The 12776-nt window shown below is 59.1% G+C and carries 10 protein-coding genes; 7 read left to right on the forward strand and 3 right to left on the reverse strand.

The genetic code is table 11. The features are described 5' to 3' along the window. Window positions 1–236: 236 nt before the first annotated feature. Together CAI21_RS19050 and CAI21_RS19055 are read right to left on the reverse strand one after the other, a co-directional pair. Window positions 237–890 carry a lysoplasmalogenase gene (locus tag CAI21_RS19050; protein WP_181919538.1) on the reverse strand — a complete coding sequence of 218 codons (654 nt, stop codon included), beginning with the start codon at window positions 888–890 and terminating at the stop codon, window positions 237–239. Between the two features lie 522 nt (window positions 891–1412). Continuing rightward, window positions 1413–2600, reverse strand: coding sequence for an iron-containing alcohol dehydrogenase (locus CAI21_RS19055; protein ID WP_258868229.1), 1188 nt, complete (start codon window positions 2598–2600; stop codon window positions 1413–1415). A 295-nt stretch (window positions 2601–2895) separates the two neighbouring features. On the opposite strand from CAI21_RS19055, the gene CAI21_RS19060 reads away from it, so the two are divergent. The 7 genes from CAI21_RS19060 (at window position 2896) to CAI21_RS19090 (ending at window position 11194) form a co-directional block, all read left to right on the forward strand. Further along, window positions 2896–4047: an iron-containing alcohol dehydrogenase gene (locus CAI21_RS19060; RefSeq protein WP_116303753.1), complete on the forward strand. Its 1152-nt coding sequence runs from the start codon at window positions 2896–2898 to the stop codon at window positions 4045–4047. A 41-nt stretch (window positions 4048–4088) separates the two neighbouring features. Beyond that, window positions 4089–5756, forward strand: a complete 1668-nt coding sequence (locus CAI21_RS19065; RefSeq protein WP_116303754.1) for an ATP-binding protein — start codon at window positions 4089–4091, stop codon at window positions 5754–5756. Next, window positions 5753–7285 (forward strand): sigma-54-dependent transcriptional regulator, encoded by a 1533-nt coding sequence (locus CAI21_RS19070; protein ID WP_116303755.1) that lies wholly within the window; start codon window positions 5753–5755, stop codon window positions 7283–7285. Before CAI21_RS19065 ends, CAI21_RS19070 begins: the two co-directional genes overlap by 4 nt. A 115-nt stretch (window positions 7286–7400) precedes the next feature. After that, entirely contained in the window at window positions 7401–8375 is a 975-nt protein-coding gene (locus CAI21_RS19075; RefSeq protein WP_116303756.1) for a hypothetical protein, read from the forward strand. Window positions 8376–8670: 295 nt separating this feature from the next. Continuing rightward, on the forward strand, window positions 8671–9420 hold the full coding sequence (locus CAI21_RS19080) for an SDR family NAD(P)-dependent oxidoreductase (protein ID WP_116303757.1): 750 nt from the start codon (window positions 8671–8673) through the stop codon (window positions 9418–9420). Window positions 9421–9463: 43 nt separating this feature from the next. Continuing rightward, window positions 9464–10267, forward strand: a complete 804-nt coding sequence (locus tag CAI21_RS19085; protein WP_116303758.1) for an AraC family transcriptional regulator — start codon at window positions 9464–9466, stop codon at window positions 10265–10267. Window positions 10268–10348: 81 nt separating this feature from the next. Then, a complete protein-coding gene (locus tag CAI21_RS19090; RefSeq protein ID WP_116303759.1) occupies window positions 10349–11194 on the forward strand; it encodes an NAD(P)H-binding protein in 846 nt (281 codons plus the stop codon). 120 nt (window positions 11195–11314) lie between these two features. On the opposite strand, the gene CAI21_RS19095 is transcribed toward CAI21_RS19090, so the two are convergent. Then, window positions 11315–12751 carry a histidine phosphatase family protein gene (locus tag CAI21_RS19095; protein WP_116303760.1) on the reverse strand — a complete coding sequence of 479 codons (1437 nt, stop codon included), beginning with the start codon at window positions 12749–12751 and terminating at the stop codon, window positions 11315–11317. Window positions 12752–12776: the final 25 nt, after the last annotated feature.

Genomic DNA, 12776 nt, shown 5'->3' on the forward strand with positions numbered 1-12776 from the left:
CTAAGGGTGGCGCGGTTTCCGCCGGGCTTTCATGATTCGGGATGGGGTGATTGCCTCTGCTGCCCGTGTGAGTTACGAAAGCCGTCGCAATTCCGTCGCGAACTCAAGCGATTCTTTGGCCGGCCACCTGGTGAGGAAGTGCGTGAAATGAAAAACACCCTGGAGCTGCTACCGTCTACTCCAGGGGCGGGGTTGGCTCAGTCATACTGACTCGGATTCGGCTCTCGCCCTGACATTCACGACACCGTGGTAGAAACGGTATAAGCAATCAGAAGCTGCGACGCAAAGTACAATGGCAAACCCCACAAACGGTTGACGAAACCCGGCGCCAGGAAGCGATTTCTGGCTACCGCTAGATCCGATGCGGCGAATCCCAAAGCGCCGACCGCCAACGCCCAATGCGCCCCGCCGGCCACCGCCGCGACGGCCATGACCACCATTGCCGAGATCACGGCAATGTAAGCCATGACGGGGATTCTGAGCCGGCCCTCGACCGAGGGCAGCAGCCAATGCAGTATGCCCCAGGCAACCGCGGCCATGATCGCCGCAGCGATCAAACCGGCCGGCAGGGCCAAAGGCAAAGTCGAAAACGCGATTACGTAAGCGACGTGTCCTAGCAGGAATGCGCTAATGCCGGCTAGAAACCACCGGCTCTTGCCCTTGGGAATTAGCAACACATCGCCCGTTGCACTCAAGGCCAAGCCGACCAGTACCCACTGGCCGTAATCGCTCTCCAGCGCTCCCCAACTCCATGCTGCCCAAAGAAATCCAGCAGCGGCAACGGGCTTGGAAATCCATTCCCATCCGCGTCTGCCAGTACGATCGCCAACCAACAGAAAGGCAACCGCTAGCAGGGTCAGCCACACGGGTGCTAACGAAATTTCTTCCACCGCTACTCTCCATGCCCGGTCGCCGAAAAGCCTCTGAACAATGGGCTATCCAATTAGCCGTTTGCAGTACTATAGCCCAGTGGTCCAATAATTCCGGATACTATCAACCTCCTGTGTCCCTGGTGGTAAACGCAGATTTGTTGGTTGATCTTTTGCTTTGGAGTGGTTTCGGTACCCTAGAAGCAGCTTTGACGAGGGCTCGGTAACACCACCAATTGTGCCGAGCTGATGATGCTGGGTTAGCCTCCCGTACTCAGGTGGATGGCACCGTTCCTGCGGCCCTCGAAACTAACTGTCAGTGTAGGATTGCCGGATAGTTGCTGTTGGTAGCGATTAGAGTGCTGTTCGCGAGGGAGCGAGGCCGACGGGGGTATCCCGCTAGTCGACACGCGGCGAGATTTTGCGCGTTTTCTCCGTACCGCTTACCGGCCCGGCCTCGGTGGTGCGGTTTCTGGCGAAATTTTGTGCTGCCTAGCGGGCTGCCGGAGGATGGGGTTTTGGCAGCCCGCTAGCGCAGGGGCCTTACATCGCTGCCTTGAACATGTCGATTACGTTATTCAGGGTCGCGATGCGCGGGTTGGTCAGCATACAGGCGTCTTTCATGGCGTTCTCGGCCATAACGGGTAAGTCGACCTCCTTCACGTCCAGCTCCGTGAGACCGGCAGGGATGCCGATATCTCGGGACAGTTGGCGGATGGTTTGCACGCCTTTTGCCGCCGCGTCCACATCGTTCAAGCCCTCGATATTAGCACCCATGGCCACAGCAATATCGGCATACCGCTTGGGGTTGGCGATGGTGTTGAACTCGCACACGACGGGGAGCAGGATCGCGTTGCAGACGCCATGGGGCAGGTTGTAGAAGCCGCCTAACTGGTGTGCCATGGCATGCACATAGCCCAGGCTGGCGTTATTAAAGGCCATGCCGGCGAGGTATTCGGCGTAGGCCATCTTGTCCCGCGCTTCCAGGTTGTTGCCGTTGGCGACAGCCGGGCGCAGCCATTGCGCGATCAGCTCTATGGCCTTGAGTGCGCAGGCGTCGGTGATCGGCGTGGCGATGGTGGAGACATAAGCCTCAATGGCGTGCGTCAGGGCATCCATGCCGGTTGCGGCGGTCAGTGCGGCCGGCTTGCCCACCATCAGTAGCGGGTCGTTGATGGCGATGTTGGGAGTGCAGCGCCAGTCGACGATAGCCATTTTCACTTTGGTGTCGGTGTTGGTGATGATGCAGAATCGGGTCATCTCGCTGGCGGTGCCGGCGGTGGTGTTGATGGCGATGAACGGCGGCATGGGGCGGCTGGATTGGTTGACCCCTTCCAGGTCGCGGATGTGGCATTCGTTGGTCGCCACCATCCCGATCCCCTTGGCACAGTCGTGGGCGCTACCGCCGCCCAGGGAGATAATGGAGTCACAGGAATTGTCCCGATAGACCGTCAAGCCGTCATGTACGTTCTTGTCGGTAGGGTTGGGCTCGGCGCCGTCGAATATCACCACTTCGACGTCTGCCTCTTCCACCTGTTGTTTAATCCGTTCGGCCATGCCGCTAGCGGCAATCCCCTTGTCGGTTACCAGCAGCGCCTTCCGGGCGCCGAGCTGCTTGACCTGCTCGCCCGCCTCCTTCGATGAACCCAGGCCCATTAGGGAAACGGTGGGAATGTAAAAACCAAAGGTTTGATCTGCTAATGCCATGAGTTCGTTCTCCTCATTGATCATTCTAGTTTTGTCGCCTTGGCGGCCCGCGCACGGCCAAGCCTTGGTAAGGGGGATAGGGCAAAAACGATGCCAGCTGCCATGGCCAACCTGCGAAATGCTCGCAGACCCATGATTGCATTGTGTTCGCCACGGCCAAAGCCCGACTCCGGCCGTATCGGTGCCGGCAGCGGCTGCAACGTTCTGGCTCGAATAGCACCATTTTGGCACACCCCGCCTGTAACGAACTGGCTCACATGACGAACGGCATGGCATGCGTCGATAAGATCGGATAACTTGCTAGGATCACGGAGGCAATATGAACATCAGCAAGTTTGTTTCGCCGGAAATCATCTTCGGCCGAGGCTCTCTGAGCCAGATTGGCGAAAGTGCGGCGCGGCTAGGTGCATCCCGTGTCTTTCTGGTCAGCGACCCTGGTGTGATCGCCGCCGGCTGGGTTGATCGGGCCTTGCATTACTTGAACGCCGCTGGCCTGGCGACCGAAACCTTCTCGGCTATTACTACCAATCCCAAGGACATCGAGGTCACGGAGGGGGTTGAACGCTACCTAGCTTCCGGGTGCGATGCTCTGGTGGCCGTTGGCGGCGGCAGCCCCACGGACGTTGCCAAGGCCGTCGCCATCCTTGCCAGCAACGGCGGCAGGCTTACGGACTACGAGGGGATCAACAAGATCACTCGTCCGCTGCCGCCTATGGTTATTGCACCGACGACGGCGGGGGCCGGTTCTGAAGTGAGTCAGTTTACCGTCGTTGTCGACACGCGACGTAAGCTGAAGATGTCCATCATTTCCAGGTCCTTGGTGCCCGATATCGCCATCGTCGATCCAGAGTTGTTGCAGACCAAGGATCCCCAGCTTGCCGCCGCTACCGGCATTGACGTGCTGACGCACGGTATCGAGTCCTACGTTTCTCTGGCAGCGACCCCGCTGACCGACATCCATGCGCTGCAGGCGATCCGCCTATGCGCGCAGAATCTGCGACGGGTGGTCGTCAACCGCAGCGACATGGAGGCCAACACTCATATGGCCATGGCGAGCATGAGCGCCGGGCTTGCGTTCTCGAATGCAATTCTCGGTGCCACCCACGCTATGACGCACCAGGTAGACGGCCTGCTCCTCGATCAGCATCATGGGGAAACCAACGCCTCGATCCTGCCTCACGTGATGGCGTTTAACATGGCTGCCTGCCCGCAGCGCTTCCGGGAGGTCGCCGCTGCGCTGGGCGAGGAGGTGTCCGGTCTGAGTGCCGAGGAGGCTGCCCTGTTGGCCATTGCAGCAACCCGGCGACTGATCGCAGACATCGGCCTGGACTTGGGGCTGGCGGAGCTGGGCCTGCGGAGTACGGATATTCCGCTTTTGAGCCGCAATGCAATGAAAGACGCCTGCCTGGTGACCAACCCGCGCGACGCCACGCTGGCTGAAATCGAGGATCTGTTCCGGCAAGCTATGTAGGGTCCACCGAGCGGGCGAATACCGTTGACTGGGAAATAAGGGTGAATAGCAAAGAAAAATTGCTGGAGCAGCTGACAGGCGTCGATTCCTCCAAACTCAACTATTACGTCGAGCTGAAGCAGCGCAACCAGGAGGTGCTCAAGCAGAACAGCCGGCTGGAGATTCTGCAGCAGCTGACCCGCGACCTCAATATCGATATGTCTTTCGAGGACATCGTGGAGCGTGCCTTCAGACGCTTGCCCGCCGCTCTTCCCTGCGACTTTCTTGGTCTGGCGAATCTGAGTGGCGAAACCCTGACCCTGACGTCGGTGGCGCCCAAGGACTTTCCCGTCAGCTACCGGATTGCCAGCGACTCCCTGCTCTGGTCCGTGCTGACCGCCGGCAAGGCCACCACCTGCGATCCGTGCCGCGATCCCGCGTTCGCCACCCCACATGCTCCGGATAGTTCCTGCCTGCTGCGCTCGCTGGCAGTCGCCCCTTTGTCCGAGCGGGGCAACCTAACCGGCCTGCTCCTGCTGGGCAGCCGGCAAGCAGGGGCCTATACCCCCGCCGAGCTCAACTTCGTGCAGCACCTGGCCGACCAGTTGGCCATCAGCATGCAGAACGCGCGTCTCTACGAGCAGGTATCCCGTGCTCAGAAGCAGTGGGAGGCGACGTTCAAGGCGGTAACCGATCCGATCTTCCTGATCGACACCGATTATCACGTCTTGCAGCATAACGACCGGTTGCCGGTGGAACTTAGCGATGTTTGGCGCGAGGCGCTGGCGGAGCGTTGCTTTGCCCGGCTGCACGGCGGCGGCGACTGCCCGCTGCAGGCGCTCAAGCGTCATGGTCAACCGCTGTGCAGGCGTTGGCAAACCGACTCCGGGCGTCTGCTGGACCTGTATTACTACCCGGTGCTCGACCGGGAGGGGCAGTTGAACGCGGCCACCATCCTCATGAAAGACGTAACCGAGAGGACTAAGCTACAAGCGCAACTGGTGCAGTCGGCCAAACTGGCGGCCCTGGGCGAGATGGCCGCCGGGGTAGCCCACGAGCTGAACAGCCCCATGACGGTGATCCTAGGAACGGCTCAGCTTCTGGCTCGGGAGCTCGCGCCGGAAGAGGCCGAGCCGCTGGAGGATATCGTCAACTGTAGCCGGCGCTGCAAGGAAATCGTCCAGAATCTGCTCACCTTTTCCCGCCAGGACCGACAACCGGCGGTGGCGATAGATCTCAACGCCGAAGTGGCGCGAGTTCTGAGCCTGATCCGCTATCAGATCAACCGCAGCCAGATCCGCATCGTCGAGCGTTTGCAGCCCGGGTTGCCGACGGTTACTGCCAACGGCTCCCAGATCCAGCAGGTTCTGACCAATCTGCTGGTGAACGCCCGCGACGCGTTGGCCTCGGTCACGCGTGAGGAGAAGTGTATTGAGGTCAGCACAGTCTTGCGAGGCGAGGGCGCTGCAAGTAGCGTGGTGCTCAGCGTGCTGGACAACGGCTGCGGCATTGCCAGCGAAGAGCTGACGAAGATTTTCGCCCCGTTCTACACCAGCAAGGAGGCCGCGAAGGGAACCGGGTTGGGCCTGTCGGTCAGCCTTGGTATCGCTGAGTCCCACGGCGGCACCTTGGAAGTGGAAAGCCGGCTGGGGCGAGGTAGCCGCTTTTCCCTGATCCTGCCGCTGACCGCCGAGGTAGCACCGCGGCGAGACGAGGACAGCCGCCCATGAGCAATGCAGCGCAGCAAGTACTGGTCGTCGACGACGAACCGGAAGTATGCACCTTCTTTCGCCGCCTGCTGTCGCGCAACGGTTACGACGTGACAACGGCGCTCAACCAGATCGAGGCCGAGGAAGCCCTGGAACGCGGCGCTTTCAGCGCTGCCCTAGTCGATCTGAAGCTGCCCGATACCGACGGCATCACCCTGCTGCGCCTGATCAAGGCCCGCCAACCCGATTGCGAAGTGATCCTCATGACGGGTTATAGCACGGTGCGTACCGCCGTCCAGGCGGTCCGGCTGGGCGCCTATGAGTACCTGGAGAAGCCCTTCGACGACATTGGCGAGATCGAAGCACTGGTTGCCAAGGCCGTCCGCCAGACGCAACGCCAGGGTCAGGCGCCCGGCGCCGAGGAGGAATGGGCCGAGGTGGCGCGCTCGGTGGGCTTTCAGGTCGGCGGCGCGCCGGTCATGCGGCGGTTGGCCTCTCTCGCCTACAAGGTCGCCGATAAGAAGATCAACGTACTGATCCAGGGCCAGACCGGGACCGGCAAGGAAGTGCTAGCCCGCTTTGTACACGCCGCCTCCAATCGCAGCGGGCAACCCTTTATTTCGGTGAACTGCGGCGCCTTGCCGGAAACACTGATGGAAAGCGAGCTGTTCGGCCACGAAAAAGGCGCCTTCACCGGCGCCGGACAGGCACGTCGGGGCATCTTCGAATTGGCCGATGGCGGCACCCTGTTTCTGGACGAGATAGGCGATGCCAGCCCGCAGATACAGGTCAAGCTATTACGCGCGCTGGAAACCGGCGAGTTTATCCGGGTCGGGGGCGAGCGGTCGGTGCGCACTGACGTGCGGGTGATCGCCGCTACCAACGTGGACCTTGAAGAAGCCGTCAAAGAGAAAAGCTTTCGCGAGGATCTCTACTACCGGCTCAACGTCGTTCGCCTGGAAATTCCTCCGCTGAGTTCGCGCACGGAAGACATCCCGCAGCTGGGGGAACATTTCCTGCGCCAGTACAACCCCGAGCTGCGCTTCTCCGAAGCTGCCCTGCGGGTTCTGCAGGGCAGCTCATGGCCCGGTAACATCCGCGAGTTGGCGAACGTTATTCGCCGGGCGGCGGTCCTTTGCCCGGATACCACCATTCTGCCAGAGCACCTGGGGCAGCGGCCGCTGGCGCCATCGGGTGCGAGCGGCGAAACGCTAAGTGAGGCCACGGCCGGCAGCGGGTCGGATGCCTCCGCGTGCGATGTCTGGACACGCTACGCGCAGGAAGGGGCGCTGGAGGAAATGAGCGTCGGCGAGCTTAATCAACTGCTGCACGCCCTGCGTGGGTTTGAGACCCGCCTGCTCGAAACCCTGCGGAGCAAGAACGCCGTGCCGCCCGCGCAGGCGAGCCTGAAGGAGCGCGAGGCCGATAATATCCGCCATGCCCTGGAGGCGCATCACTGGAACATCACCCAGGCCGCTAAGGCGCTGGGCATCGCGCGCAACACGCTGCACCGGAAAATCAATAAAATGAAGCTACGCGCATCTCGTTAATCGCGAGACCTGATCGGCCGCTGGCCGGGAATAACAAAAGTTGAAGCAAGGCGGCGAAGACGACTTGGAAGTGGGTTTTCTACAGTCTCGTTATATATCAAAAAAGGAGTGAATTGTGCTCGTGGAGTTGCCCGCAAAATTACCCATTAAACTGGCAAAAGCCGACCGCGAACTCGTGGTGAAAGAGTTATGCGATATCGGTTACACGACGCCCGAGCAATGCAAAAGCTCCTTGTTGCTCGAGTATCATAGATTGAGAGCGTTTTATGCAGAGGAAGAGGGTAGGCGAGGGCGCCCTCCAATGCAGGCGCGTGATTTTTTCGTTCACTTTCAAGCTCGCGGTTTTTTATGTTTTGGTTACATTTATGCACTGATTAAGAACGATCCGAAAATCTTGCTCGATACCATTTATTCTTATAACCGATATAATCAGGTTGTTTATTGGGATACGGGTTATGACCATGGCGGATTCGCCTGGAAAGTATTAATCGGGTACGCGGGAAACGACGATACTTACATCGACTTCATGCTGCCACGGTCTTTGCCCCTAAGCGACGGGCGAGTCGTTTGCCATATCGCGACGGACTGCATACTTGCGCTACGTAACCCTGAGTTACGCGACCGTGCAATTGATTCGGCGGAACGCTTTTTAGGGAACAAGCGAACTAATAATGACCGTGCCACCGTCAGTACGCTGCTCAGCGTGCTAAAAGACGATGGTGCAGCTTTTTCAGAAGGGCTACAGAAAGCGGTGGCGACCCACCGGCAAGCGAAAGGCAGCTACCAGCGTGGCATTGGAAAGCTTATGCCTTTGTTTGGCTATGGCATGTTGGCAGTTGCACAGCGCTACCTGTCGGCCGCTGAGTACGCGCGGGTGGATCAACCCAAACACGCGCTGTGGTGGCCGGATTTTGTTGCCTACAATGAAGCGCAAGGCTATCGGCCCGGCCAGCACTTAATAGAGTTTGCCGGCGAGCTTAGTTTTATGAATGATGCCGAAGCAATGATGGAAGTCAAACATGAGTCGGCAGCCGAGATGCGGGCCGAGGCCAGACGAGCCTATTATGCCTCGCTAAAGAATAGTTCATAAAGAAACATAATAAGGTAAGGCGGCGGCTGCAAGAAACCGCCGCCGCACGCAGCGTGTGCGCCGAGTATGGAATGACGGGCGCGCGCGAGCGGCCGATCGCCTTTCGCTTTGCCGGGTTAGCTCCTCCGTTGCTAGAACCGGTTTTCCGCTCTGGACGGTTTTTGCACGGGCTCGATGCGGGTCCGGCACTCCTATCGCTTGGCTCAAGCGCTGACGACGCTTGTCTGCTACTGACATGATTGGGTCAGCACCATCTTTATACTCTGCGTAAATTGTCAGCCTCGAAGGGGACGGTATGGAGTTCAGAGATAAAGTCGCTTTGGTAACGGGTGCCGGCACTGGCAACGGAGAGGCAATTGCGGAAAGGCTCTGCGCGGGCGGGGCGGCGGTTGCACTGGTTAGTCGTCGCCTTGAGCAGGTGGAATCGGTTGGCAGAAGAATTGACCCGAAGGGCGAGCGGACATTGGCTCTTGAGGCCGACGTGCGTGATCCCGTAGCCCTGGAAGCCGCAGTGACGCAAACCGTTAAGCGATTCGGAAAGCTCGATTTGGCGGTGAACAATGCCGGTGTCACTGGCCCGGCCGGCGTGCCGGTCCAGGACGTGGCAGCAGAGATATGGCGCGAGGTCATCGAGACGGACCTAACCGGTATCTTCTTTTCCATGAAGTATGAGATACCTGCCATGCTTGCTAACGGCGCTGGCGCGATCGTGAATATCTCATCTGCCAACGGTCTAGTCGGCTTACCGGGCATGGCGGCATACACCGCGGCTAAGCATGGGGTCATCGGCTTGACTCGCTCGGCGGCCCTAGAGTTGGCTGCGTCGAATGTCCGCGTATGCGCCGTCGCCCCAGGTTATGTCGCTACCCCGCGGATAATGGATGCGGGTAAAGAGGTCACGGACTGGATGGCTAGCGTACATCCCATGCAGCGGCTTGCCACACGACAAGAAGTTGCTGATTTGGTCGCCTATCTATTAAGCGATCGAGCGGCCTTCATTACCGGGAGCGTTCATTCTATCGACGGCGGCTATACGGCACAGTAACCCATTCGTTGCACGCATCGGCCAAGACAAATCAGAGGCGTTTATGGACTACCAGGTGGCAGCGCCGCCCCAACACTTAAAGGGCTTTGTCCACTCCTTCTGGATGTATCAAGAGAACACGGAGCAGGAAACCCCGGCCGTTGCGTTTCGTATTATTCCGGATGGCCGCCCCGGAATCATAATCGATTGCTCGGATCGGGGAGCGATCCATCGCGACGCCGACGGAACCCGCTTGCCGGACGCTTTCATCTATGGTCAATCTACACGCTCTCTAAACAACTACTCGCAGGGCCGCATAAACACCTTCGGCGTTTGCTTATCGCCGCTTGCTCTGCCTGCTCTTCTCGCAGCACCCGCAGCGGAATTGACCGACCGCCAGATCGACCTAAAGCTTGTTCAACCCGGCATAGCGGAACAAGTACGCTGTGCACCGAACTTTAACAAGCGCATGGAGATCGTCTCGAGCTACTTAAGTCGCCGTTTGTGCTTTGGCGGGGTGAGAGCCGAGCTGATGGCGTTGGTATCGCAGATTCTTGCAGAGCGCGGCCGGTTAGCCCTCTCCTTGGAGTACCGGCGCTTTCATGTTTCCGAGCGGCAACTGGTTCGCAGGTTCATACATCAGGTTGGGTTAACGCCGAAGCACTTTGCTCGGATCGTCAGGTTCCAAGCGGCCTTGGATAGGCTTCGCAATGGCTCGTACACCCTGCTTTCCGACATCGCATTCGATCTTTCCTATTCGGACCAATCTCACTTCATCCGGGACTTCAAGCGGTTCTGCGGTCTCACGCCGGCCGAATACGCTGTGCGTTGCCGAGAAGTGATACAAAACTACCCGAAGCTGCTTTAGCTTGTCGTTTTTGTTCTATTGCTCATCGTAGCCGCCTGTTAGCTTGACCGGCAACTAAGGCGTCGAACAGGAGAGGCGGCTATGATTGGCATAACGGGCGCAAGCGGAAAGCTTGGCAAGGCGACTATCCACCACCTTCTACGGCGTGTACCTCCGGAGAGCGTCGTTGCCATCGTACGCGATCCCGGCCGGCTCGGAGCGCTGGCAGAGAGCGGGATACACGTCCGCGTAGCCGATTATGACGATAAGGCCTCGCTCGCCAAGGCATTGCCGTCGGTCAAAACGCTGCTGCAGATTTCGGCAACGGCGCCCGGCGAGGAGGGCATGCTGCAAGAGCAGGCGGTGGTGGAGGCGGCCGTTTCGAACGGTGTCCGTCGTATCCTTTATACAAGCTCGCTGCTTGCCCGCCCGGATGCCCGTTTCATGGGAACATGCCAAGCCGCGCATACCGAGGCGGCGATTATAAAGTCCGGTCTCGAGTACACCTTCTTCAGAAATAGCCTTTATCTTGAGCTGATACCGGAGCTGGCCGGAGATGCTGATCGTACGGGTGTTCTTCAGTATCCGGCGGGCGATGGCAAGGTCAGCTTCGTATCCAGGCAGGACATCGCCGAGGCGATGGCAATATGCTTGCTCCAGCCCATAAGTGGCCGCCGCGTGCTTGAGATCACCGGCTCGCAGGCCGTTGGGTTTGCGGAAGTCGCGGCCGCCATGTCGAGCAACAGAGGCGTCGTTTTTGCCGACATGGATTCCAATGCCTACCGAGCTATGATTGCCGAGCGGTGGATTCCGGATGCCGTGATTGACTTCCTCGTGAGCATGGCGGAAGCGGTTCGGGCTGGCGAATTTGCCCTAGTCGACGGCACATTGGAATCTTTGCTTGGAAGACCGCTGGTAAGCCTGGATGATTACTTGCGTATGGCATAGCGATAGCGCCGGTGGCCGACGAGCCCTTTCGATTTGCCGGTTTCTGGCTAGGCGCGGCCCGCCGGCCACAATGGCCCTGTTGCCTTTGGCCAGGGCAGGCGCGCGTTCGCCGGTGTAGGTTTATTTTATGAAAACGCGGCAGTGCTCAAGTACCACGGTATTGAGCAGCCTACCTTGTAGGGTGGTAGCGCCTAATATATTGCGCTGAGTGTAGTCGCGGAAGCCGTTATCCGAGGCTCGGATCAGCGCGAGAATATATCGATCTATCTCTTCCTCGGAGGCTGTTTCGAGGTTCGGCTGAGGAAGGTCCAGTTCCAGATCTTGTACGTCGTCCCGGGTGCATAGTACTTCCCCAAACAGGCCGTGCTCGGCGCGATGGGCGCTCATTAGATAGAAGCCGTGGTCGTAGCCGCGCTGTTGGGCACGCTTAATGAAACTGAAATCGAGTAATCCCGTCACTTCCACGACGTTGCCCCAGAGTTCGTTGTCGCCGTCGTCGCTGCTGACCAGGATTTCGTGGATGGTCGGGTGTGGAAAGCGGCCCTCCGCATGAACCGTCTTATTGCCATGAATCCAACGTTTCTCGAATAGCAATTGCTTGGCGTCATCCGCAATGGTCAACGGTGTGGGCGGTCGGGTATCGGTAAGTTCCGCGAGCTGCCGGTGTACCTCGGTGTCGCCGGCGTAGTTAGCCAGGAACTGATAATAATCCTTGAGCGAAAGGCGTACTTGGCTGTCGTCGCGGATGCGTTGTTCCAAGGCTAGACGGCCTTGGTCCCGCACTCGGTTCCTTGCCTCGTTGTTTGCCGCCGCTTGCCAGGCACCCGCGAACTCGCCTTCGACCGCTTGCATGTGCTCATAGATGCGCGCCACCTGCTCGATGGCGTCCGGCTCTTGCCAGCCCCCGGACTCGGGCATTAACGGGGCCGATAAGGCTCGCAGGTCCGCTTTGCCGAAGACCGCGAGGAGTTCGTAACCGCCGGCGTTCGGCTTAAATAAGGCCATTTCGCCTTCCAATATGCGCAAGTCGGTGGCGTACTGTAGATTGACGTTATGCCCGATAAGTAGGCGGTTGCCTCGTGTTGGCGGTGTCGATAGCAGGGTGCGAAGTTCTTGAGTGACACGTTCGCTGAGCTGATGCCCGCCTATTGCCGGCTGATTGAAGAGGGCGCTATCCCGCTCTATAGCGCGGTGTTCGGGGAAGGCGAGCTCAGCGGTTTCCCGGTTGCGGCAGAAGCTACTGGTGTAGACCGTGCCGACCGCAAATTGCAAGGCGTGGAGTAGTTGCCCTATTTCCTCGGCTTGTTTCCTGCCTCGCTCCGATAGATTGCGTTGCCGGCTGCACTCCCTCATCGTGGCGGGTTCGGGTAGCTCGTCGACGATATTAAGTAAGCTGATGCCTCGGTCGTTTTGATCGCGTTCGGTGTGGGCGTGTCGCAAATAGAGCACCAAACCGGTTTGCTGTAGGAGCGAAGTATCAAGGCGAACCTCGGCGCTAACGGGCGCTACTGCCAGCGTGAGCGTCAGAAAAACAAGAGCGATTTGTATCAGCCGCATGGATTCCTCGGATGGAGCGAGTCCC

The sequence above is a fragment of the Alkalilimnicola ehrlichii genome, from assembly GCF_003399765.1.
GTDB lineage: Bacteria > Pseudomonadota > Gammaproteobacteria > Nitrococcales > AK92 > AK92.